Origin of the sequence: Aeromonas sp. A600620 (assembly GCF_029479985.1) — a bacterium.
GTDB classification, from domain to species: Bacteria; Pseudomonadota; Gammaproteobacteria; order Enterobacterales; family Aeromonadaceae; genus Aeromonas; species Aeromonas veronii_A.
The window spans coordinates 1-23,104 of sequence record NZ_JAAKXB010000008.1; the positions used below are offsets into that span (position 1 = coordinate 1).

General features: G+C 57.6%; 17 protein-coding genes. 11 read left to right on the forward strand and 6 right to left on the reverse strand.

From position 1 onward, the window contains the following. Nucleotides 1-15 precede the first annotated feature (15 nt). The 3 genes from G5533_RS11505 to G5533_RS11515 all read left to right on the forward strand — a co-directional run bounded on the left by G5533_RS11505 (nucleotide 16) and on the right by G5533_RS11515 (nucleotide 5,010). Complete coding sequence (locus G5533_RS11505; RefSeq protein ID WP_441254824.1) at nucleotides 16-3,591, forward strand: VWA domain-containing protein; 3,576 nt, start codon at nucleotides 16-18, stop codon at nucleotides 3,589-3,591. A gap of 85 nt (nucleotides 3,592-3,676) precedes the next feature. Continuing rightward, nucleotides 3,677-4,237 carry a hypothetical protein gene (locus G5533_RS11510; protein WP_042056172.1) on the forward strand — a complete coding sequence of 187 codons (561 nt, stop codon included), beginning with the start codon at nucleotides 3,677-3,679 and terminating at the stop codon, nucleotides 4,235-4,237. 56 nt (nucleotides 4,238-4,293) lie between these two features. Then, nucleotides 4,294-5,010, forward strand: a complete 717-nt coding sequence (locus tag G5533_RS11515; RefSeq protein ID WP_005337338.1) for an SIMPL domain-containing protein — start codon at nucleotides 4,294-4,296, stop codon at nucleotides 5,008-5,010. 136 nt (nucleotides 5,011-5,146) lie between these two features. Here G5533_RS11515 and ahpF read toward each other — a convergent pair whose 3' ends face one another. The 3 genes from ahpF to G5533_RS11530 form a co-directional block, all read right to left on the reverse strand. Continuing rightward, entirely contained in the window at nucleotides 5,147-6,727 is a 1,581-nt protein-coding gene (gene ahpF, locus G5533_RS11520) for an alkyl hydroperoxide reductase subunit F (RefSeq protein WP_441254825.1), read from the reverse strand. A 123-nt stretch (nucleotides 6,728-6,850) separates the two neighbouring features. Continuing rightward, complete coding sequence (ahpC, locus tag G5533_RS11525; protein ID WP_005337335.1) at nucleotides 6,851-7,417, reverse strand: alkyl hydroperoxide reductase subunit C; 567 nt, start codon at nucleotides 7,415-7,417, stop codon at nucleotides 6,851-6,853. Between the two features lie 692 nt (nucleotides 7,418-8,109). After that, complete coding sequence (locus tag G5533_RS11530; protein ID WP_013723842.1) at nucleotides 8,110-8,556, reverse strand: CBS domain-containing protein; 447 nt, start codon at nucleotides 8,554-8,556, stop codon at nucleotides 8,110-8,112. 212 nt (nucleotides 8,557-8,768) lie between these two features. Here G5533_RS11530 and queA point away from each other — a divergent pair, with 212 nt between their 5' ends. The 8 genes from queA to G5533_RS11570 all read left to right on the forward strand — a co-directional run bounded on the left by queA (nucleotide 8,769) and on the right by G5533_RS11570 (nucleotide 17,307). After that, nucleotides 8,769-9,821, forward strand: a complete 1,053-nt coding sequence (queA, locus tag G5533_RS11535) for a tRNA preQ1(34) S-adenosylmethionine ribosyltransferase-isomerase QueA (RefSeq protein ID WP_005344678.1) — start codon at nucleotides 8,769-8,771, stop codon at nucleotides 9,819-9,821. Between the two features lie 74 nt (nucleotides 9,822-9,895). Beyond that, entirely contained in the window at nucleotides 9,896-11,032 is a 1,137-nt protein-coding gene (gene tgt, locus G5533_RS11540) for a tRNA guanosine(34) transglycosylase Tgt (RefSeq protein WP_005337329.1), read from the forward strand. A gap of 52 nt (nucleotides 11,033-11,084) precedes the next feature. Continuing rightward, on the forward strand, nucleotides 11,085-11,420 hold the full coding sequence (yajC, locus tag G5533_RS11545; protein WP_005337327.1) for a preprotein translocase subunit YajC: 336 nt from the start codon (nucleotides 11,085-11,087) through the stop codon (nucleotides 11,418-11,420). Nucleotides 11,421-11,438: 18 nt separating this feature from the next. Further along, nucleotides 11,439-13,292 (forward strand): protein translocase subunit SecD, encoded by a 1,854-nt coding sequence (gene secD / locus G5533_RS11550; protein ID WP_421258887.1) that lies wholly within the window; start codon nucleotides 11,439-11,441, stop codon nucleotides 13,290-13,292. 10 nt (nucleotides 13,293-13,302) lie between these two features. Continuing rightward, nucleotides 13,303-14,250 carry a protein translocase subunit SecF gene (secF, locus tag G5533_RS11555; RefSeq protein ID WP_421173000.1) on the forward strand — a complete coding sequence of 316 codons (948 nt, stop codon included), beginning with the start codon at nucleotides 13,303-13,305 and terminating at the stop codon, nucleotides 14,248-14,250. Between the two features lie 84 nt (nucleotides 14,251-14,334). After that, nucleotides 14,335-14,703 (forward strand): rhodanese-like domain-containing protein, encoded by a 369-nt coding sequence (locus G5533_RS11560; protein ID WP_441254826.1) that lies wholly within the window; start codon nucleotides 14,335-14,337, stop codon nucleotides 14,701-14,703. 90 nt (nucleotides 14,704-14,793) lie between these two features. Continuing rightward, on the forward strand, nucleotides 14,794-15,729 hold the full coding sequence (gene nlpI / locus G5533_RS11565; protein WP_005344691.1) for a lipoprotein NlpI: 936 nt from the start codon (nucleotides 14,794-14,796) through the stop codon (nucleotides 15,727-15,729). 600 nt (nucleotides 15,730-16,329) lie between these two features. Then, nucleotides 16,330-17,307 carry a helix-turn-helix domain-containing protein gene (locus tag G5533_RS11570; protein ID WP_441254857.1) on the forward strand — a complete coding sequence of 326 codons (978 nt, stop codon included), beginning with the start codon at nucleotides 16,330-16,332 and terminating at the stop codon, nucleotides 17,305-17,307. Between the two features lie 95 nt (nucleotides 17,308-17,402). On the opposite strand, the gene G5533_RS11575 is transcribed toward G5533_RS11570, so the two are convergent. The 3 genes from G5533_RS11575 to asp form a co-directional block, all read right to left on the reverse strand. After that, nucleotides 17,403-19,784 (reverse strand): beta-glucosidase family protein, encoded by a 2,382-nt coding sequence (locus G5533_RS11575; protein ID WP_441254827.1) that lies wholly within the window; start codon nucleotides 19,782-19,784, stop codon nucleotides 17,403-17,405. A gap of 420 nt (nucleotides 19,785-20,204) precedes the next feature. After that, nucleotides 20,205-20,666 carry a serine protease chaperone gene (locus tag G5533_RS11580; protein ID WP_216980322.1) on the reverse strand — a complete coding sequence of 154 codons (462 nt, stop codon included), beginning with the start codon at nucleotides 20,664-20,666 and terminating at the stop codon, nucleotides 20,205-20,207. Between the two features lie 15 nt (nucleotides 20,667-20,681). Next, complete coding sequence (gene asp, locus G5533_RS11585; protein WP_441254828.1) at nucleotides 20,682-22,556, reverse strand: serine protease Asp; 1,875 nt, start codon at nucleotides 22,554-22,556, stop codon at nucleotides 20,682-20,684. Nucleotides 22,557-23,104: the final 548 nt, after the last annotated feature.

Genomic DNA, 23,104 nt, shown 5'->3' on the forward strand with positions numbered 1-23,104 from the left:
ATGGGGGCAGGCTGGGTGGCTGGCGCGGTGGCGGGCAGCTACAGCTGGAGCGGTGCGAGCACAGCGGGCGTACCTGGCTTTAGCTTGCCGGCGGACTGGAGCGGGGTCGTGAATGGCAATGTGGCGGGGACCACGGACGAGGGTGGGGCAGACAGCAAGCCCTTCACCGTGACCGTCACTGCAACTAATGATGCTCCCATGCTGACTGTCTCGGATCTGCGCATATCCGAGGAGGGATTACCGGGATCCAATCCAGACAATTCACCCAATCCCGGCGATATTACCGATAGCACCTCGACCCATGCGACGGCAAGTGTGACAGATATCGACAGCAATACCTTTACGTTCACTCTTTCTGCTCCATCTGGCCTGAGCTCTGGAGGGGTACCAGTTGTGTGGAGTGGTATAGGGTCTGCGACACTGGTGGGTTCAGCGGGAGGGATCCCAGTCATACAAGTATCTGTAGATCCGGTTGGTAAATATACCGTCACCTTGCTGGGGCCCATCGATCATGAATTTGGAGACAATAAGGAAGGACTGAAGACATTTACCTTCAACCTGTCAGCCAGTGATGGTGACTTGAGTGATACCAAGCAGGTCAGTGTTGTTATTGAAGACGATATGCCCGTGATCACAGGCATCGAAAGTCTGGAAGTGATGAATGTAGCCGACATCACTACCGGTGGATTGTTTGGCGTCTCTTTTGGTGCTGATGGCCCTCTGGGTACTGGTGGACTGAAACTGACTGGATGGCCTGATTTGGCAGGGATCACCGAAACCTTGTCGACTGATGGCAAGACTCTGGTAGCAACCATTGATGGTAGTGGGCAGCCACCTAAAGTGTTCTATACATTGACACTCAATGACGACAATACTTACAGCTTTGAACTGGTTACTCCCCAGCCAACCCAGACTTTCTCGATCGGGGCACAGTTCGGTGCTGGCGGGCCTGTTGAGACGATCGGAGTTACTGCTGGCGGGATTGGTGTACTGTTCGATGGTCTGCTGTTCAATGGCAGCGTCAATAATCCTCAGGATCTGCCGGGGAGTGATGCAGATAATCTCAACCCGAACAACAATGGTTTCGGGATTAAGAACGGCAACCTGGACAATAACGAAGGGTTCAAGGTATCCACGACTGCAGCCGTTGATGGGCTCTCTTTCAACGTCTACGGGGTTGGCAACACCAATACCAGCACCATACAGTGGGTGGCTTATGCTGCCGATGGCGTGACCGTCGTCGATTCCGGAGAGCTTGTTCTGTCAGGACTCAAAGGGTCGATGCAGTTGGCCAGCATAGAACCCGATGGGGAGTTCAGCCAGCTTTATGTCCGCTTTGTGCTGAATGGCAATGACTCGGTGAGGATCGAGAATTTCGGAGTGATCGACAAGATCACGCCTCCTGATATTGACCTTGATTTCAGTGCTACCTTGACTGATGCCGATGGAGATAAAGCCAGCGCCAACTTTACTGTATCGGTCAAGAGCAATGAGCCTCCCGTCGCGTCCAATATTCTGGTTGTGGGCAGCAACACCTCGGATACCCCCGACACTACCGGGACCCCCGGCACGGATGATGATCACAAGGTGCCCAACTCCAACGGTAGTGTGGATGGTCTGGTTGCAGGCGGTGCTGGTCACGATATTGTGGTGGGGGACATCGGCGGCACCAGTACCAATTTCATCCCGGGTGAGAATTACAATATTGCCCTGGTGGTCGATGTGTCTGGAAGTATGGCTGGAGCACGACTGAATATGCTCAAGGCCTCCCTGACCCATTTGGCCAACCAGTTGAAAGATCATGATGGTGAGATCAATGTCACCTTGATTGGTTTTGCGGCGAATGCCAGCGAGAGTGTGACAATAGTAGGGCTTGATGCCAGTAATGTGAGCAACCTGACCAATGCCATTGATGCACTGGTTGCCAATGGTGGCACCAACTATGAAGCCGCGTTCAATCAGGCCGTGCAGTGGTTCAATGATGGTAGCAAGGCTGCTCCCGGTTACCAGAACCTGACATTCTTTGTCACGGATGGTAACCCGACTTACTACCTCAATGACAGCAATCAGGTCGCCGGACCAGGCAACAGCACCACATTTGAGGTGATCAAGGAGTCGGTGGATGCTTTTGTTTCACTCAGTGCCATCAGCCAGGTCAATGCAATCGGGGTGACCAATGATGTTAACAAGGATTTGTTGAAGTTCTTTGATAACACGACTGAAACGGCAGATCAGTTTTACTCGGCAGGCAGCTTCCTTGACTTGGCCACATTTGGTAGTGGTAGCGGCATAAATGCCGCCTCGGGATGGGTGCTCAGTGGTGATGCTCAGGGATCGCATACTGTTACAAATGGAAGCTTGCGGATCCGGGATGATCGAACCGGTTCTGATTCTGACAGGACAATATTGGCGCTCGCCGTGGCCAATGCCATCCAGGTTTCTGCGGCACAAGCCGGAGCAAGTCTGCAGTTCCAGTATGCCTTGAATGGTGTTAATAGCAGCGACAGCTTCACCTGGAAGTTGGTGAAACTCGAGGGTGGCGTCTGGGATATGCTCAATCCAGTGCAAACGGGCACCATTACTGGCGTTAGTTCATCTGTTTTGACGGCTTACAGCACTATCACAACCGATGGACTGCCTGTCGGGCAATACGGGTTTGTGTTCGAACTGCTCGACAGCTCCAATGACCGGAATGCTGAGGTACGGATAGACAATATCCGGATCGAGCAGGGTTTCAATGCCCCGATCGGCGATGCCCAGATTGTGACCAGTGCCGAGCAGTTGACGGCAGCCCTGACCGAGGGGGATCAGATTACTGTGTTGCTGGGGGCCGGCAATGACGTGGCCGATGGTGGTGTTGGCAATGACATCCTGTTTGGCGATGTACTCAATACCGATACGCTGGCCAGCGAGTTGGGACTGGATCTGCCCCAAGGTTCTGGTTGGCTGGTATTTGAAACGCTGGAGTCCAGTCATGGGTGGACACGTGAACAGACGGTGGATTACATCCGGACCCATATTACTGAGCTGAGTGGGGAGAGTAGCCGCAGTGGTGGTAATGACACCCTATATGGTGGCAGTGGCAACGATATCCTTTTTGGCCAGGAAGGGAACGACACCCTTGTTGGAGGTGTCGGTGATGATTATCTGGATGGTGGTTCTGGTAGCGATATACTCACGGGCGACCTTGGTAAGGACATTCTGATCGGCGGCCTTGGCAGCGATACCATGACCGGTGGTGGGGAGAGTGACACCTTCAAGTGGCTGGCGGGGGATGCGGACGGCAGTATCGATACCATTACTGATTTCACTTTAGGTGATACCAACAATGGTGGAGATGTACTGGATCTCTCGGATCTGCTGGTCGGCGTACCTGCAGTGGGGAACAACGAGGATCTGGCAGCCGTGCTGGACAACTATCTGCAGTTCAACACAACGACCAAGACGTTGACGATAGATCCTGCCGGGGCCGGTGGGAGCCCGGAACTGACCATCCAGTTCCAGAACTCACTCGACCTCGCCTCACTGGGCTCCAATCAGGAGATCATCAAGCACTTGCTGGATGACGGTAACTTGAAGGTTGATCCGTAACCCTCTCTCGGGGCCGGGCTTGCCTGGCCCCTGTTTTTTCTTTAGGTGGATGGATAAGATAGCGGCCGTAGAAGAGAGGGTAATCATGCAGTCATTCAACTGGGTCGACATTGATGGCATCCGTTATAGCTGGGATGGACAGGGCAACATTACCTGCGCAGGTCAGTTTGGCTATCAGGCCTCGATCGCCGGTGATCGGCTGGATGGGATGGAGATAGAGAATGAGGCCGGTGATGTCGCGGGCTCGCTCTATGTTGACTTTGCTGCAGCCTCTATCACCTATGTGCCTGTTTTGGATACCGAGTCTGCCCATAACATGATTCTGGTTGGCCATGAGCAGGGTCAGCAGGAGTATCCACTGGTCAGTTTTCACCCTCCGTTGTTGCAAAATTTGCTTGGGCCGTCTGATACCATCCCTTGGTCTGCGATGGAGGAGGCAATTGGTGGCACCGATCTCGGACAGGCGGTGCAAGGACATGTTCTGTCGTGGGACTCGTTCCATTTCGATGATGAGGTGCAGGTCTGCGGTGCGACATCGTCACAAGATAAGGTAGAGCAGAGCCCAGATGTCTGCAGCGTGGTCACCATCAGTCTCGATCTGACCAATCAGATACTGGATCAGTTCCCCCCCTCGCATGATATATGAATCCCGTAACTGCACGGGCATAATGGCCTCAATCTTTCCGATTGAGGTTTTTTTCTATGTGGCGTCCCCTTCTTACTCTTTCCGCTCTGGTTGTCAGTGCTCCGCTGCTGGCGATTGAAGTGCCGCAAGCGCCCCATCTGGTGGTGAGCGGTTATGCCGAGCAGAAGACCGAACCCGATATGCTCACCCTCAATGTGGCGGTGAGTGCACTGGATAAGCAGGGCCTCAAGGCCAAGCAGCAGGTCGATACCAAGGTCGCAGCCTTTTTCAGCCAACTGGAAGGGTTGGGGATCAAGCGCAGCGATGTTGAGGCTGGCAACCTGATGGTCTCGCCGGAATATCAGTATGGCGAAAACAAGAAGCCTGTATTGTTGGGGTATCGTGCTCAGCGGCAATTGGCGGTGAAGCTCTATCAGCTCGACAAGTTGAGCCCCCTGATGGATACCGCACTCAAAGCCGGGCTGGAGTCCGTATCCCAGATTGAGTACGGGTTGAAATCGCCGCAGGTCATCAAGGAGCAGGCCCGTCTGAATGCCGTTGAGGATGCCAAAACCAAGGCTGAATCTCTGGCCAAGGCGTTCGGGATGAAGCTTGGCAAGGTCTACAGTGTGGAGTACCGCAATGCTTCGCCCATTACCGCCTACAGCCGCAACCTGAAAGTGGTGCAGGCCATGGCGATGGCTGCACCTGCGGCGGATATGGCGGACAACAGCTATCAACAACAGCAGATCACGGTAAGTGATAATATCGAGGCTGTTTTCTTGCTGGAGTGATGCCCGTCGTTTAAGTCCAGTCATGAACAACCCCGCCATTTGCTGCGGGGTTTTTATTGCGCATCGATGCAGATATAAAAAAGCCGACGCTCGTGTTTACTTAATCGAGCGTCGGCTTTTTGTTGCGCTGGGTTTATCAGGCGGTCACAGCATCAGCCTGGGTCGCTTCAGGAGCCGGGTTGCGGATGAGGTAATCAAACGCACCCAGTGCGGCGGTGGCGCCAGCACCCATGGAGATGATGATCTGCTTGAACGGTACCGTGGTGGCATCGCCAGCGGCGTAGACGCCGGGCAGGGAGGTCGCCCCTTTGGTATCGATCTCGATCTCGCCAAAGCGGGTCAGGGCAATCTCGCTACCTTTGAGGAACTCGGTATTCGGTACCAGACCGATCTGGACGAAGATGCCCGCTACCGCCAGGTGCTTGATCTCACCGGTGGTGCGATCTTCGTAATCCATACCGACCACCTTGCTGCCATCACCGATCACTTCGGTGGTGCGCGCGCTCATGATGATGTCGATATTGCCCATGGAGCGAGCCTTCTTCTGCAGTACTTCATCGGCACGCAGGGTGTCGGCGAACTCCACCACAGTCACATGCTCGACGATGCCAGCCAAGTCGATCGCTGCCTCGATGCCGGAGTTACCGCCACCGATCACAGCTACTCGCTTGCCCTTGAAGAAGGGACCATCGCAGTGCGGGCAGTAGGCCACGCCCTTGGTGCGGTACTCGATCTCACCCGGCACGTTCAGATCACGCCAGCGGGCACCGGTAGCCAGGATCACGGCACGGCTCTTCAAGGTGGCGCCAGAGGCGAGATCCACGTTCACATATCCATCTTTGCTGATGGCGGCGGCGCGCTGCTCGGTGATCACTTCCACGCCGTACTGTTTGACGTGCTGCTCCAGGCTGGCGGCCAGTTTGGGGCCTTCGGTGTAGGGCACGGAGATAAAGTTCTCGATACCGACGGTGTCCATCACCTGACCACCGAAACGCTCGGCAACGATGGCGGTGCGAATGCCTTTACGGGCGGCATAGATGGCCGCTGCGGCGCCAGCCGGGCCACCGCCCACCACCAGTACGTCGTAGGGATCTTTCTCATTCAGCTCGGCAGCCTTGCGCTCGGCGGCACCGGTGTCGAGTTTGGCGACGATCTCTTCGAGCGAAATACGGCCCTGGCTGAACGGTTGGCCGTTCAGGTAGACATTCGGCACCGCCATGATTTGACGCTCGGCAACCTCTTCCTGGAACAGGGCGCCGTCGATCATGGTGTGAGTTATGCCGGGGTTCAGGGTCGCCATCAGGTTGAGGGCCTGTACTACGTCCGGGCAGTTGTGGCAGGAGAGGGAGATATAGGTCTCGAAGTGGAACTCACCCTTGAGATTGCGGATCTGCTCCTGCACGGCCGCATCGGCCTTGGAGGGGTGGCCGCCGCTTTGCAGTAGGGCGAGCACCAGAGAGGTAAATTCATGACCCATGGGGATGCCGGCAAAGTGAACGCGCGGGGCTTGGCCCTGCGGCGCGACACTCATGGAAGGCTTGCGAGCGGCAGTGCCAGAGGTCTGGGTGATCTTGGGGGACATCTCGGCGATCTCGCTGGCCAGTGCCAGCAGCTCTGCAGATTTGTCGCTGTCGTTGCCGGACACGCTGATCTCGATGGGATTGACGATGTACTGCAGATAGGTGTTCAGCTGTTGTTTGAGGTTGGTATCCAACATGGTCGAATTCCTTCTTGTAATGGCGAGTTGGCATTAAATGTGAGTCGGTCTGCTTTCAGGCCTATTTGGCAATGCCGGAAAGCAGACCGGCCCTTATGCGGGCCGGTCTTGGAAGCGGGAGGCTTAGATCTTGCCTACCAGATCCAGGGACGGGGCCAGAGTGGCTTCGCCTTCTTTCCATTTAGCCGGGCACACTTCACCCGGGTGGGAGGCAACGTACTGGGCTGCTTTGACTTTGCGCAGCAGTTCCAGTGCGTCACGGCCGATGCCGCCAGCGTTGATCTCGACGATCTGGATGATGCCCTGCGGGTCAATCACGAAGGTACCGCGATCAGCCAGACCGGCTTCTTCGATCATCACGCCGAAGTTGCGGGTGATGGTACCAGTCGGGTCACCAATCATCGGGTACTGGATCTTCTGAATGGTGTCAGAAGTGTCGTGCCATGCTTTGTGAGTGAAGTGGGTATCGGTAGAGACAGAGTAGATCTCAACGCCCAGCTTCTGGAATTCAGCGTAGTTGTCAGCCAGGTCGCCCAGCTCGGTCGGGCAAACGAAGGTGAAGTCAGCCGGGTAGAAGAAGACCACGGACCACTTGCCTTTCAGGTCAGCGTCAGACACCTGAACGAATTTGCCATTGTGGTAGGCGGTAGCATTGAACGGCTTGATTTCAGTGTTGATGTAGGTAGACATGTAATTGCTCCTTGGTGATGTACATATGCCGGTCTGGTGTTGAAGAGTCTTGCCAGACGAGGCGCTTAACTTTCGATGGATTCATCTTAGGGGCTTCCGCTAATCGATAAAAGCCGCAATTTTGAATTGCTTAAATCTACTTATTAGATAACTCACTATGGCTGTACCTAACATGAATATCTCTGGCCTACTGAGATAACTCTTTGTCGTGGTTCAATATCTGTGCGCTACATCGCCTTTTCAAGGCATAAGAAGGGGTGTGCAGAGCCACGATGACGCGATGAGATAAACGGTGGTGCAAACAGGTGGCGCAGGAGGTTGAGGCAGCTGCTCGCAGCGATGGGGGATGTGCTGACAAGGGGGAGAGCAGAAAACGCGGATAAAAAAATCCCGGCGCTATCGCAACGACAGGGCCGGGTCATCAAACAAGGAATGGCTATATAAACAAATGCTTTACAGCAAAGACTAACTACGGGGTGTGCAAACTTGCAGACATATGAGAGGAAGATAATGGGTGCACAATCCCTCGTCTCCCCCTCGGCAACTATTGCATGGGAGGGATAATAGTGTGACGCAGATCACAAGGCAAGTGTTTGTTGTAATTTTTCAATCAAAATGAAAGTGTTTCATCATTTCAGCTTATTTAGACGGCTGAAAACGCTTTTATTGTAATTTAATTACAGCTTGATCTATCAAAAGTCGGTAGGTGGTTCCTGCTCTTCCATCAATTCCAGCAGGTTGATGGCCACGGCAATAAAGTCCGACTCGGTGACAATACCGATTAGCTTGCGTCCTTTGAGTACCGGCAGGCAGCCATATCTGTGGCGCTGCAGGTAAAGTGCTGCCTCCTTGATGCCGGCGTGAGGATCTACGCTCGCCACTTGCCGTGTCATGATCTCGTCGAGTTGCACGCTGTCGGTAAATTCGGCTTCCCGCTCTGGGCTGATGAGCAGCAGCTTGGATTCCCGGGTGGCCAGGATATCGGTGAGAGTTACCAACCCCAGCAGGTGATGCTGCTCGTCGACGATGGGAATGTGGCGGATCCGCTCCTGCTGCATCAGGTCCATCGCCTGTTTGACACTGTTTGACGGACCCAGAGTGAAGGGGTGTTCGGTCATGATTTCGGATAGGGTCATCATGGTGGGCCTCCTTGTGTATCTGCTTTCACCCTAGCCCAGTGCCCATTGGCAAAACATGATCAGGGTCAATACAGAACATTAAAGAATCATTAACCGGAGGTGTGTCTCAATATTGCTCGCTACCCCTTGTCTCTCTTGGGTTTTTGGTCTTTTGGGTTGCCTTGGAAGATGGGGATAACTAGACTAGCCGCCGATTCCCCCCGAGGTGAAAGATGCAAGTATCCGATTTTCATTTTGATCTGCCAGACGAGCTGATTGCCCGCTATCCGATGGCAGAGCGTACTGCCAGCCGCCTGTTGCAGCTCGATGGTCAAACTGGCGCCCTGCGCCACGGTCAATTTGTGGATGTGCTGGATCAGCTCAATCCGGGTGACCTGCTGGTATTCAATAACACCCGTGTCATTCCGGCGCGCATGTTTGGCCAGAAGGCCAGCGGTGGCAAGCTGGAGGTACTGGTCGAGCGCATTCTGGACGAGCACAGCGTGCTGGCCCATGTCCGTGCCTCCAAGGCGCCCAAGCCCGGAACCCGGATGATCATGGATGGTGGCGTTGAAGCCGAGATGCGCGCCCGCCACGACGCCCTGTTCGAGATCCACTTCCTCGACCCGCGTCCGGTGCTGGAGATTTTGGAGGCCATCGGCCACATGCCGCTGCCCCCCTATATCGACCGTCCCGACGAGGATGCCGACAAGGAGCGCTACCAGACCGTTTACAATCAAAAGCCGGGCGCCGTCGCGGCTCCGACCGCCGGTCTGCACTTTGATGAGCCGCTGCTTGAGAAAATTCGGGCCAAAGGGGTTGAAACGGCCTTTGTCACCCTGCATGTAGGGGCGGGGACCTTCCAGCCGGTGCGGGTAGAGAAAATTGAAGATCACCACATGCACTCCGAGTATGCGGAAGTGCCGCAAGAGGTGGTGGATGCCATCGCGGCCACCCGTGCCCGTGGTGGTCGGGTGATCGCGGTGGGGACCACGTCGGTCCGTTCGCTGGAGAGCGCGGCCAAGGTCACCCTGGCGCAGGGCAAACCGCTAGCGCCCTTCTTTAGTGACACCGATATCTTCATCTTCCCTGGTTACCAGTTCCAGATTGTCGATGCCATGGTCACCAACTTCCATCTGCCGGAGTCGACCCTGATCATGCTGGTCAGCGCCTTCGCCGGTTATGACAACGTGATGGCGGCCTATCAGGCAGCCGTGGCCGGACAGTACCGTTTCTTCAGCTACGGGGACGCCATGTTCGTCACCCGTCGCCAGGTTGAAGCATAAGCTTCAGCTTATTTACCGGGCCGTGAGCGGCCCTCCTATTGTCAGACTGTTTATCTGACGCAGCCGAGGTAGCAATGAAATTTGAACTGAAAACCACCGACGGCCGTGCCCGTCGCGGTCAACTGGTCTTCGAACGTGGTGTGGTACAAACGCCGGCCTTTATGCCGGTCGGGACGTACGGCACCGTCAAGGGGATGACTCCGGAAGAGGTGCGTGAAACCGGTGCCCAGATCCTGCTGGGTAACACCTTTCACCTTTGGCTGCGCCCGGGTCAGGAAGTGATGCGTGCCCACGGCGATCTGCACGATTTCATGAACTGGCAGGGCCCGATCCTGACCGACTCCGGTGGTTTCCAGGTGTTCAGCCTGGGCCATATTCGCAAGATCACCGAAGCGGGCGTCCACTTCCGTCACCCCATCAATGGCGAGAAGATCTTCCTCGACCCCGAGAAGTCCATGGAGATCCAGTACGATCTGGGCTCCGATATCGTGATGATCTTCGACGAGTGCACCCCGTACCCGGCCACTTATGAAGAAGCGCGCAAGTCCATGGAGATGTCCCTGCGCTGGGGCAAGCGTTCCCGCGACAAGTTTGATGCGCTGGGCAACAAGAATGCCCTGTTCGGCATCATTCAGGGCTCGGTCTACGAAGATTTACGTGATGTCTCCCTCAAGGGGCTGCTGGAGATCGGTTTCGACGGTTATGCGGTCGGTGGTCTGGCCGTAGGTGAACCCAAAGAGGACATGCACCGCATCCTCGAGCACGTCTGCCCGAAAATTCCGGCCGACAAGCCGCGCTACCTGATGGGTGTCGGCAAGCCGGAAGATCTGGTGGAAGGGGTGCGCCGTGGTATCGACATGTTCGACTGCGTCATGCCGACTCGCAACGCCCGCAACGGCCACCTGTTCACCACCGATGGCGTAGTGAAGATCCGCAACGCCCAGCACCGCAACGACACCAGCACCCTGGATGCCGAGTGCGATTGCTACACCTGCAAGAACTACAGCCGCAGCTACCTGCACCATCTGGACAAGTGCAACGAGATCCTCGGTGCCCGTCTGAATACGATTCATAACCTGCGTTATTACCAACGTGTGATGCAGGGTTTGCGGGACGCGATCGAGCAGGGTAAATTAGACGACTTTGTAACAGAGTTTTACCGTCGGCAAGGGAAGCCTGTGCCTCCGTTAGCTGAAAATGACGTTAAATAACAACAACATATAATTTTGTTTTTTTAAATCTACATCAATAAGAGGTTGTTAAATGAGCATTATCTCCAAGGCGTATGCAGAAGGCGCAGCACCGGGTGCACAGGGTGGTGGTATGGAAATGATCATCATGCTGGCCGTATTCGGCCTGATCTTCTACTTCATGATCTATCGTCCCCAGGCCAAACGTGCCAAGGATCACCGCAATCTGATGAGCTCCTTGTCAAAGGGTGATGAAGTGCTCACTTCCGGTGGCCTGGTTGGCAAAATTGCCAAAGTGGCTGCAGACAGCGATTACCTGGTGATCGCCCTGAACGACCAGACTCAAGTCACCATCAAAAAGGACTTCGTCTCTGCCGTTCTGCCCAAGGGTTCTATCCAGTCCCTTTAATCTCCCAAGGAGCACAGCGTGTTGAATCGCTATCCGCTGTGGAAATACCTGATGGTGATCCTGGTGATCGCCATCGGTTTTCTATATGCAGCCCCCAATCTTTACGGCGAAGATCCGGCTTTGCAGGTTTCTGCCAGCCGTGGTGCCGAAGTCAAGCTAGATACTCTTGATCTGGTGAAAGAGACCCTTGATGCGGCCAAGATCCCGGTCAAACATGCTGCATTCGAGCACGGTTTTATCCTGATCCGTTTCAAGAACACCGAAGACCAGCTGAAGGCGCGCGATATCGTTGCCAACAAGCTGGGCGATAACTTCATTACCGCACTCAACCTGGCACCTTCCACTCCCGCCTGGCTCGAAGCCATCGGTGCGGCGCCTCTGAAGCTGGGTCTTGATCTGCGCGGTGGTGTGCACTTCCTGATGGAAGTGGACATGGCCGAAGCACTGACCAAGCAGCAAGAGCAGATGGTGCAGGATTTCCGCTCCGAGCTGCGCACCCAGAAGATCCGTTACTCCGGTGTGCGCCGGGTCGGTGATCAGGTGCAGGTGATCTTCCGTGACGAAGCCGATCAGGAACGTGCCGTTTCTCATCTGCGTCGTCAGAACCCTGATTTGACTTTCACTACCGAGCAGAAAGGGGATGAGTTCATCCTGCTGGCTGGTCTGAGCGAAGCCAAGATCAAGGAAGTGAAGAAGTACGCCCTCGAGCAGAACATCACCATCATCCGTAACCGGGTCAACGAACTGGGCGTGGCCGAGCCGCTGGTACAACAGCAAGGCGCCGAGCGCATTGTCGTTGAACTGCCCGGTATTCAGGATACCGCCCGCGCCAAGGAGATCCTGGGTGCAACCGCGACCCTGGAATTCCACATGGTCGATGAGACTGCCGACATCCAGGCTGCGGCCGATGGCCGTGTCCCGCCCAGCTCCAAGGTCTACAACGATCGCAATGGTCGTCCCGTGGTGCTGCAAAAGCGGGTGATCCTGACCGGTGACCACATCGTGGGTGCCCAGTCCGGTTTCGACGAGTACAGCCGTCCCCAGGTCAACATCAAGCTGGATGGCCAGGGTGGCAACAAGATGGCCAACTTTACCAAGGACAACGTCGGTAAAGGGATGGCGACCGTCTTCATCGAGTACAAGCCGGTCGGTCAACCGGGTCCGGATGGCAAGCGCAAGTTCCGCAAGCAGGAGGAGGTGATCAACGTCGCCACCATCCAGTCGCGTCTTGGCAGCCAGTTCCGTATCACAGGTATCGACAATGCCAACGAAGCCCACAACCTGGCGCTGCTGCTGCGTGCCGGTGCCTTGATCGCCCCGATCCAGATCGTGGAAGAGCGCACCATTGGCCCGAGCCTGGGTCAACAGAACATCGACAGCGGTATGGAAGCCATCGGCTGGGCCATGCTGGTGATCGTGCTGTTCATGGGGATCTACTACCGCGCGTTCGGCTGGGTTGCCAACCTGGCGCTCTGTATGAACTTGGTGTTGATTGTCGGCATCATGTCGATGATCCCTGGGGCCACCATGACATTGCCGGGTATCGCCGGTATCGTCCTGACGCTGGGTATGGCGGTGGATGCCAACGTGCTGATCTACGAGCGTATTCGTGAAGAGATCCGCAACGGTCGTGGTGTTCAGCAAGCCATCCATCTGGGCTTTGATCGGGCATTCTCCACCATCGCCGACTCCAACGTGACCTCGCTGATCACCTGCGTGATCCTGTTCGGTATCGGTACTGGCGCCATTAAGGGCTTTGCCCTGACGCTGGGCATTGGTCTGACCGCCTCCATGTTTACTGCCATCACAGTTTCCCGTGCCATTATCAACCTGGCTTGGGGTGGACGGCGTATCGACAAGCTGCCCATCTGAGGATAGAGAAATGTTTCAGATTCTACATTTTGAAAAACCGATCCCGTTTATGCGCTATGCCAAGCCGGGTGTGGTTTTCTCTTCCGTGCTGATGGTGGTAGCCCTGTTCTTCCTGTTTGATCGGGGGCTGAACTGGGGTCTGGACTTTACTGGTGGTACCACCATCGAGGTGGGATTCCAGCAGTCGGTGAGCCTGGACAAGATCCACGACGTTCTGGAAGAGCAGAAGATTGAAGGGGCCACCCTGCAACACTTTGGCTCCAGCCGTGACGTGCTGTTCCGTTTGGCGCCGAAAGAGGGGGTCAAGGTCGAGCAGCAGGGTAACGAGGTGCTGGCAGCGGCCAAGCTGCTCGATGAGGGCGCTGTACTCAAACGCGTCGAATTCGTCGGCCCTTCAGTCGGTGACGAGCTGGCTACTGACGGGGCGTTGGCGATGCTGGCCTCCATCATCTGTATCCTGATCTACGTGGCGGTGCGCTTTGAATGGCGTCTGGCCATGGGCGGCATCCTCTCGCTGGTGCATGACGTGGTGATCACCCTGGGCGTCTTTGCCTACTTCCAGTACGAGTTCGACCTGACCGTGCTGGCGGCATTGATGACCCTGGTGGGTTACTCCCTGAACGATACCATAGTGGTGTTCGACCGCTTGCGGGAGAACTTCCGCAAGGTGCGCAAAGGGGATACCGACTACATTCTCGATCTCTCCATGACCGAGACCCTGAGCCGTACCATTATCACCTCCGGGCTCACCTTCGTGGTGGTGCTGGCGCTGCTGCTCAAGGGCGGCGCGCTGATCCACGGTTTTGCCGTGGCCATGGTGATCGGTGTGGCGTTCGGTACCTACTCCTCCATCTATGTGGCGAGTGCGTTTGCCATGTTCCTCGGCGTCAAGCGCGAGCACATGCTGCCCACCCAGGTAGAGAAAGAGGGTGCGGACCAACAGGAAATCCTGCCGTAACAGTGAAGAGCGCCTCATGGCGCTCTTTTCTTATCTCTGCGTGTCGTTTGCTGACGCAGATGATTTCAACAAAAGGAGCTTGCCATGCAACACAATCCCCGTTTTTTGGCGCTGGTTGACGGGATCCGCTCCCGCATCACCGAAACCGATGTTCACCAGATCAAGCGCTGGCAGGACGAAGGGCGCACGTTTCACCTGATCGACGTGCGGGAAGAGAGCGAGTGGGCCAAAGGCCATCTGCCCGGAGCCCAATATCTGGGTCGTGGAGTGATTGAGCGGGATATCGAGACCCTGTTCCCGGATCCCGAGACCGAGCTCTACCTCTATTGTGGTGGCGGTTTTCGCTCCGTACTGGCGGCCGACAATTTGCAACAGATGGGTTATCGCAACGTAATCAGTGTTGACGGCGGTTTTCGCGGCTGGCTGGAGGCCGGATACCCTGTCGAATCCTGATTTATTTGATGGAGAGGGGCTCAGCTACATGACAAAGTGGCGGCTGACCTTTACCATATGCGGGGTCAAGCGTAAGCGTCGGAGTGTTCATTGAACGTCAGGAAAGGGATTGGATACCTCCTTGGTATCCTGTTGCTGCTACCCATGTGGGGTTGCAGCAGTAGCAGTCATGTCAACACCCCTAAGGTTCCCAAGGCGCAGCCTGCTTCACTGGTATTGGCGACCCCCCTGCAGGTCTCCTACCAAAGCGAGTTGGCGCTCGCCCGACTCGGGCAGATGCTGAGTGAAATGGAGTTGACCACGGAGCAACGGGCCGAGTTGTTCTATGAACGTGCCGTGGTGTTTGATCGCGTCGGCTTGCGTTCCCTCGCTCGTCTCGATTTCAACAGGGCCCTGCGGGAGAAACCGGATTTCGCTGAAGCCTACAACTTCATCGGTGTCTATTTGGTACAGCAGCAGAACTACGACGAAGCCTATGAGGCATTCGACTCAGCCCTCGAGCTGGCACCCGATTATGACTATGCCTACCTTAACCGCGGTATTGCCCTCTATTACGGTAATCGTCCCGAGCTGGCAGCGGCCGATATGAAGCGTTTCTACGAAGCGCAGCCGGAAGACCCTTATCGGGTGATCTGGCTCTATCTGGCCGAGCAGAAGCTCAATCCCGCTGCGGCCATGAGCCGGATGCGCGAGCGCCTCAACAAGTACGATGACGACGCCTGGAACTGGGATCTGGTTCGCCTCTATACCGGCGAGATCAACGCGTCCCAGCTGATGGGCAACGTGGTGAAAGGGGTGAAGGATAACCGGGAGCTGGCCGAGCGCCTGTGTGAAACCTATTTCTATCTGGGCAAGTTCGAGTTGGGCAAAGGCAACCGCAAGGAAGCCATCAGCTACTTCAAGCTGGCGCTCTCCAACAACGTCTATGACTTCATCGAGCACCGCTATGCTCTGCTCGAACTGGAGTTGATGGCGCGCAAACCCTTGCCGCCGGGTGCCCAGAGCAAAGGCGAACAGCCCTCCTGAATGGAGATGGCGATTACCCGGTGATAAAAAACCTCGGTATGAGGCTAATGCCAGTCAGTAAAGCCTGACTGGCATTGTTTTTATCTGCTTTTTCACACCCACTCCCGTGGCTTGGCTCCATGTCACAGTGAGCTTCGTGTCGCTAATCCACACAACCCTACCAGTTTTTCCAACTCTGCCGCCCGCCTCTGAATAATGAACGGGCACATCTGATCCATGCAGCTCAACAGATGGATGGGGCCGGCTCCGTGTGAAACCCGGTCGGCTCGTCGTATGCCTCCTGATATGGGTGATTCTCTTCCCTATCGCGGTGGGCGGCTGGTTGACTATCGCTGCTCTTGTCCGATTCCTGCCGGACTGCCTCTCTCATAATGGGTGAGGCTGACGATAGGGAGTAAATATGCGTGCTGGCCCGTGCTTTTACACTCCGTTACATCTGCTCGTCCTGTGACCGCCCCATAATGGTCCCTGGTCTCCTAACCCTGTTCGATGGGAGGTGGATCAGTAGTCGATAAAGTGGAGATCACGAGCAATTTCCTGTCAGCACGGAGGCCAGGACGGCAGATGTCACAGAGCGTATCAAGCCAGGTGATCAGACGAATGCTGGGAGCCTGCCAGCAGCAGGGGGGCGATCCCGATGCCATTCTAATGGCGGGCGGTCTCACGTCGTTCGACATCGAGCGGGAACAGGGACGGTTGCCGGCCCACAGCCACTACCGGATGCTGCAACTGATGCAGCCCTATCTGGCCAGTTTTCACGAAACCATTCTCTCCTACGACATCGGGCAGCTCTACCAGCACTATCCACCCCTTATCAGCCTGTGCCTGAATCAGCCCTCGCCGCGGGCTGCGCTTGAGGTGCTGCTGGCCTATCGCCCCATCATCGGCAGTTGTGACGAGCTGCGGGTGCTGCGGGGGGCGCAGGCCAGCCAATACCTGTATGTCAATCAGGGGCCCGCCAGCCTGGGGGCGAGTCAGGCTATCCCCAACTTCATCATGCTCTACCGAATTTTGCGAGTCTATCTGGCGGATCCCCGGGTCTCGGTGGGCTTCACGGGGCGGCCGCCACCGCGCCATCAGTTGCTGGACCAGTTCTTCGCCACCCGCTGCCGCTGGGAGCAGGGGGAAAACACCCTGACCATCGACAACGCCCAACTCGACTGTCCCAGCCAGTGCTACAACGAGCCGCTGGGTCATCTGCAATTGGCTCAGCTGGCGCAGATCTGTGCCGACATCGCCGAGCGGGCCCCCTTTGCCTGTCTGGTGGGGGAGCGGATCCGCCACAAGATCCGGGAAGGGGGGCTGGAGAGCGACGAGAGCCTGCTCAAGGAGGTGTGCACGGCCATGAATGTCAGCCGCTGGACCCTGAATCGCAAATTGCAGGGGGAGGGACGCAGCTTCTCCACCCTGCTCAGGGAGGCGAGGGTGAGCGAAGCCTGCCGCTTGCTGGGGGAGGGTGATCAACCGCTACAGAACATCAGCGATCGGGTCGGCTTCTCGTCCCAGAGCGCCTTCAACCGCTTCTTCAAGGCCAACACCCGGATGACGCCGCTGGCCTATCGCAACGCCCGCCAATAAAAACGGGACCGGCGCAAGGCCGATCCCGTGGTCGGGTCATTGCAGGGCCATTGTCGGGCAAGGCCGGGCTGGGGGCCCGGCCGTGCCTGCCTTTGTTAGCGGGTGATGGTGGTGACGCTGGCGGGATCCACCCCGGTCGGCAGTGACAGTGCCCCCGGCGTGGTGTTGCTCACCACGATCTCCTTGCTCACCGTGAAGCTGACCGGCGTGCTGGCGGAGACATCCGATGAGGGGCTGATGTAGGCGCTGTAGCGGCCCGGCTCCACGATCCACTGGTTGCTGGCCTCATCGAAGCTGGCGAGGATGCTGGCCGGAATGGTGAAGCTCAGCTGTTCGCTGGCCCCCGGTGCCAGCTGCGCCGTCTTGGCAAAGGCCTTGAGCTCGATGAGCGGTTTCTTCAGCTTGACCTCGGGGGCGGTCACATAGACCTGGGCCGCCTCCTTGCCTGCCATGGCGCCGGTATTGGTGATGGTGGCGGTCAGCACCAGGTTGCCGGCGCTGCCGTCCGCTAGGGTATTGCTGGCGATGGCGGGGCTGGTGTAGCTGAAGCTGGTGTAGGAGAGACCGAAGCCGAACGGGTAGGAGACCGCCTGCTCGAAGGTGCTGTAGTAGCGATAGCCCACGTAGATCCCTTCGTTGTAGTAGAGATCGTCCGGTTCGCCGTCCCCGTCGGTGTCCTCGCCCGGGAAGGTGCCGGCGGAGGGTACGCTGGCGTAGCTGTGCGGGAAGCTCTGGGCCAGTTTGCCGCTCGGGTTGACCGCGCCGGAGAGCACGTCCGCCACCGCGTGGCCGGTCTCCTGGCCAGCCATGTAGGCCAGCAGGATGCCATCCACCTTGTCGCTCCACTGGGCGGTATCGATGACGCCGTTGACGTTGAGCACCACCACCACCTTCTTGCCCTGGGCGTGGAAGGCGCTGCTCACCGCGTCGATGAGGGCGCGCTCGTCATCGCCGAGCAGATAGTCCCCCTTGCCACTGCTGCGATCCGCCCCTTCTCCGGCCTGGCGGCCAATGCTGATGACGGCGGCTTGCTGGGTGGCGGCCGCATTGGCGATCAGCGCCGCCAGCTCGCCGCTGATCGGCGCCTCGGCGCAGGTGTAGTAGCCCTTGGCGCCAAATTGCCCCTCGTGATAGACCTTGTTGTTCTCGTAAAAATCGCGGTAGTAGCTCTGCAACGCCTCGTTGACCGGGAAGCGTGCTGCCAGTCCCTGCGCGATGGTGGTGGTGCTGGCGGCGTTCACATCCCCGCTGCCGGTGCCGCCCTTGTAGGTGTTGATCTGATTGATGCCGAAGCTGGCCAGGGTGCTGCTTGCCGCCAGCGGCAGGGCCGCGGCCTCGTTGCGCAGCAGCACCATGCTCTCGGCGCCGGCCTGACGGGCCAGTTTGGCATGGGCGGTCAGATCCGGGCTGTTGCTGATGGCCAACTGGCTGTAAGAGGGGCTCTTCATCACCAGGGTCAGGATGTGGATGGCGGCCTCGTTCACCTTGGCCTCGTCGAGATCGCCGTGCGCGATGGATTGCTGCAACTGCTCCTTGACGTTGCCCGGCTCGATCAAATCTTGCCCCGCCAGCACCTGCTTGTAGGCGTTGTTGGCCACGTCGCCGGCAAACCAGTCGGACATGACTAGGCCGTCAAACTTCCACTCGCCGCGCAGAAGGTCGGTCACCGCATCCTTGCGCTCGTTGACATAGGTGCCGTTGACCTTGTTGTAGGAGGTCATCACCGCCCAGGGCTGGGCCTCGTCTACCGCTATCTGGAAGCCGCGCAGGTAGATCTCGCGGAAGGTTCTCGGTTCGCCGATGTCGTTGATTTGGTTGCGGTTGGTCTCGGAGTTGTTGCCGAAGTAGTGCTTGATGGTGGTGCCCACCCCGTTGCTCTCCACCCCGTTGACCATGGCGGCGCCGATTTTGCCGGTCAGCAGGGGATCTTCCGAGTAGTACTCGAAGTTGCGGCCATTGAGCGGGTTGCGCTGGATGTTCATGCCCGGAGCCAGCAGGATGTCGACCCCGTACTGGCGCACCTCGTCCCCCATGGCTTCGCCGACGGCCTTGACCAGCTTGACGTCCCAGCTGGAGGCGAGCAGCGAGCCGATGGGCCAGGCGGTAGCGTAGTAGCTGGCGCTGTCACCGTCGCGGTTGGCGTTGATCCGCACCCCGGCCGGCCCGTCCGCCAGTTTGAGGGCCGGAATGTCGATGCCGTCCGCGCTGCGCAGCACGCCGTTGATGTAACCCGCCACGCCGGGCACGTCCTGCTTGACGTTGATGGCGCCGTTGGCACTGCCGTAACCGGGGCCGGAGAGCAGGTCCAGCTTCTCGCTCAGGGTCAGCTTGGCCACCATGGCCTCGGCCTGGCCGCGGTAATAGGCATCGTCCTTGACCAGGGGATCCGAGTCATTCTGGTTGCAACCGACCAGCAGGCCGGCCAGCGCCAGGCTGACACCCAGTGAAACCGCTTTCAATTTTGTGGTGATAGGCATGAAGACGTCCTCGTAACTGTCTGAATAAAAATACAAAGGAGATATCGACACCGGGCGCAAGGCATCCGCCCGGGCTGGGCCGCTCTGCTGGCGGCTGCCATTGGATATCGCAAGGAAGGCCGAACGGGCCGGTGGGCCGGCGTTTGGCTGCAGGCAGGTTAACAAGCCGGGCGATGGCTGCCTTGCCCCGAGGGAGCGAGAAATGTGCCGGCGGGAGCAAGGGGGCCGAGTTGTGAGCAAGGTCGCATCGAAAGGCGGTGCCAAAGCAAAGGTGGGGGTGGCAAGAGGGGAAAGGGCAGGGGAGAAGGAGGGAAAACGGATGGCCTGACGGCCAATGAGGATGGCTGCGATCAACACGCGAGGGGGCCGGCGGCCCCCTCGAAGATCAGCTGATATGCCCGGGCAATGGCCCGGGACGGCTCACTTGGGCTGTTTGAGGGCCCCGGCGAGTTCAATCTGTACCTTGACCCCCTCCTGCTTGAGCGCCGTGGCGACGGCGTTCAGATCGGTGCCCGGCTTGGCTTCCAGCAGGGCGATGCCGCCGCTGCTCTGCTTGAAGCGCAGGCCGTGCCGGCTGGCCAGCGCGCTGGCCTGGTTGTCATCGGCTTCCACCAGCAGGGTGCCGCTGACGGTGAGCTCGGGGCTGGCGGCCCCCTGCATCAGCACATCGCCACGGTGCAGGGTCTGCAGCGGTTCCTTGCCATCGAGACTGCGGGTGGTTCGCGACTTGCTGCCATGGTCGGGGATGAGGTAAGTCTGGCCATTTACCTCTATAGTGCGGTACTGCTTGCCCTCCAGAGTCACGGCTTCTGCCGCCACAGCATTAAGGGCGAGGGGGGCCAACAGGCTGGCCAGCAGTAAGGTAACCGGTTTGTTCATGATAAAACTCCTCGCTTGTTAGCTGTGGTTGGCGTCGTGACCCAGGATCCGCAAGGACCACTCGATCAGCTTGCCTGGCTGGCGGTTGTTGCGCTCGGTCAGGGTGGTGCGCTCACGGGTCTCGCGATTGAGCAGAGAGACCTGACGGGTACCGTTGGCAACGTCGGTTACCTCCAGTCGCCATGTGCCTTGCGCCGATTCGCCGTAGAACTTGTTGGATAGCATCCGCATGTCGCGCAATCCCTTGGTACGCACATAACCCAGCTTTTGCAGATCGAGCGACTGGCCAACCAGGCTGTTGAGCGGGTTCAGCAGTATGCTGCGGGTACCGGCGGGGGAAACCAGTTCGATCAGCAGATCGGGCAGGCGCTGATGATCCAGACTCACCATCACCTGAACCGCTTCTACCGTCAATGGTGTGGCAATGCGGGTTGTCGAGCTGGTCGGGCTGTTGCCTACATCCGGGATAGTGGCGGCACTGCCGGTGACATTGATCTTCTGCCATGGCAGCTGTACCAGCGGGGGGAGGGGCTGGTGATTGGCTGCCAGCTCAAGGGCCTTGTTGACGTCGATCAGACCAAAACCGTAAGTCGGGCTGAACCACATGCCGGCGGCATTGCGCTCCCACCCTTCCAGCCCTTTCATATCACGCACCTTGCCGGTGCTGCTGGTGTAGCTGACCATCACAGGTTTCTGTGTGGCATCGACCCGGGTTGCGCTGCGCGCCAGCAGATCCCGCAGGTCACGTACCGACAGATCCGGGTAGGCGGACATCAGCAGCGCCATGGCGCCGGAGGTGCTGGGGGTGGCGGAGGAGGTGCCGTTCATCACACCGTTGTAGTCGCAGCTGGCATCCAGTTGCGGGTTGCCGTGCAGCCGGTTGGTGCTGGGATCGTCGGTGCGGTTGTAACCCATGTCGCAACCGGGTAGATCCGTGGTGACCATGGCGGGGGAGTCGGTGCCATATTCGCCACCGGTGGCGCTCAGGAAGACGTTGCTGCCGACGCTGGAGTAGGAGGATCTGACACCATCTGCGTTGAGCGCACTTACCACCAGGTTCCAGAAGTTACTGTTCGAGGGGTCGATATTGCTGTTTTCAAACGGCAATTTGGGGCCGCTGCCGGTGCGGTTCAGCACATAGCCACCTGCCGCTATTCTGTTGAAGCCGTTGCCGGCAGCCTTGATATAGGCCGCCCCTTGCCGCTTGAGGGTCTGTTGTTCGAACAGACGATCGAGTTGCACCTGATCGAGATCGTTGGCCGGACGGGGATCCACTAGGCTCATGCCGTAGCTCTGGTTGAAGACCCGATTGTCGCTGCTGGCCTCGCTGTCGCCAAGGGCGTAGAGCCAATCCTGCTGCAGCTGTTCACTCTCGTCATCAAGCAGATTGAATCCCTGCAACTGGGCGCGGGGGGCGATCCCCTTGGTGCCTATGGTGTTGTCCACCGCGGCGATAATGCCCGCCACCGAGGTGCCATGGGCGGTATCCGGATTGGTCGGGGTCGGGTCATCGCTGCCGGTTACCACATTTTTTGAACCCGGACGCACGTTGTCCGCCAAATCCGGGTGGCCGATGGCCAAGCCATCATCCACTACCGCGATATTTATACCCTGTCCCAGCACGCCGGTACGGTGTGCCCACCAGAGGTTGAGGTCATTGCCTGCGATTCCTGCCCTGGCACTGAATCCATCCTGGCCGCTGTTGAGCAGATACCACTGTTGCTCCTGCAGGGGATTGGCACCTGGCAGGCAGCGCTCGGTGCTGCTGCGTCCGATATCCATGCCGCTCTCCTTGCCGGTGAGCGGCGCACAACCTTCATTTGCCTGAACGAGCGCACTGGGCAGGGTCGACAGCAGTGCTGTGATCGCCAGTGCTAACGATGTTTGCTTCATTATTTTTTTAACTCCATCTTGGATCGCACCATCCTGAGTGCGACGGAAATCTATACACGGGTGGAGGGGGTTCAAAAAGAGCCATTTTCAAAAAACGCAATGAGGTTCAAAGAAATCCGATCTGGTTTATGGTAGGTATTCCAATGACGCTGGTTATGTGTTTTATTGAGAATGGTTCTCACCGCCCACTACTGATCTTTTTATCTGTAATTCACTCCTCTCGCGACTCTCCTTCGCCGCAGCCATCTCGATTCGGGGCAATCCCGAGGGGAGCTCGTGCGCTCTTGGAAATAAACGGCATGGTGGTGTGTGCCAATGTGAGTGCTGGTATGCGTTCGGGTGAGCCTGCAAGGGTGATGAGGTGGGACCAGAGGTTTATTGCTTGGCGGTAGTGGATGGCTCTGTTATGGTAATTTAAATAGCCGTTTGGATGGCTGGATTGCTGCGGTTTAAGGGGCTTAATCTCTGAGAGCCACCCCGCCGCAGTCCCATAGCTTGATGCGTACCTGACAGGGAGTCCCTATGCCGTTTCGTTCCTTCTTATCTTC

Excerpts from the sequence above, each read along its gene's own strand:
- G5533_RS11530 (WP_013723842.1), bottom strand. The coding sequence starts at position 8,556 with ATGATGACCCTATCCGAAATCATGACCGAACACCCCTTCACTCTGGGT.
- ahpC (WP_005337335.1), bottom strand. The coding sequence starts at position 7,417 with ATGTCTACCTACATCAACACTGAAATCAAGCCGTTCAATGCTACCGCC.
- G5533_RS11570 (WP_441254857.1), top strand. The coding sequence starts at position 16,330 with ATGCTGGGAGCCTGCCAGCAGCAGGGGGGCGATCCCGATGCCATTCTA.
- ahpF (WP_441254825.1), bottom strand. The coding sequence starts at position 6,727 with ATGTTGGATACCAACCTCAAACAACAGCTGAACACCTATCTGCAGTAC.
- G5533_RS11515 (WP_005337338.1), top strand. The coding sequence starts at position 4,294 with ATGTGGCGTCCCCTTCTTACTCTTTCCGCTCTGGTTGTCAGTGCTCCG.
- yajC (WP_005337327.1), top strand. The coding sequence starts at position 11,085 with ATGAGCATTATCTCCAAGGCGTATGCAGAAGGCGCAGCACCGGGTGCA.
- tgt (WP_005337329.1), top strand. The coding sequence starts at position 9,896 with ATGAAATTTGAACTGAAAACCACCGACGGCCGTGCCCGTCGCGGTCAA.
- G5533_RS11560 (WP_441254826.1), top strand. The coding sequence starts at position 14,335 with ATGCAACACAATCCCCGTTTTTTGGCGCTGGTTGACGGGATCCGCTCC.
- asp (WP_441254828.1), bottom strand. The coding sequence starts at position 22,556 with ATGAAGCAAACATCGTTAGCACTGGCGATCACAGCACTGCTGTCGACC.
- G5533_RS11510 (WP_042056172.1), top strand. The coding sequence starts at position 3,677 with ATGCAGTCATTCAACTGGGTCGACATTGATGGCATCCGTTATAGCTGG.
- G5533_RS11575 (WP_441254827.1), bottom strand. The coding sequence starts at position 19,784 with ATGCCTATCACCACAAAATTGAAAGCGGTTTCACTGGGTGTCAGCCTG.
- secF (WP_421173000.1), top strand. The coding sequence starts at position 13,303 with ATGTTTCAGATTCTACATTTTGAAAAACCGATCCCGTTTATGCGCTAT.
- queA (WP_005344678.1), top strand. The coding sequence starts at position 8,769 with ATGCAAGTATCCGATTTTCATTTTGATCTGCCAGACGAGCTGATTGCC.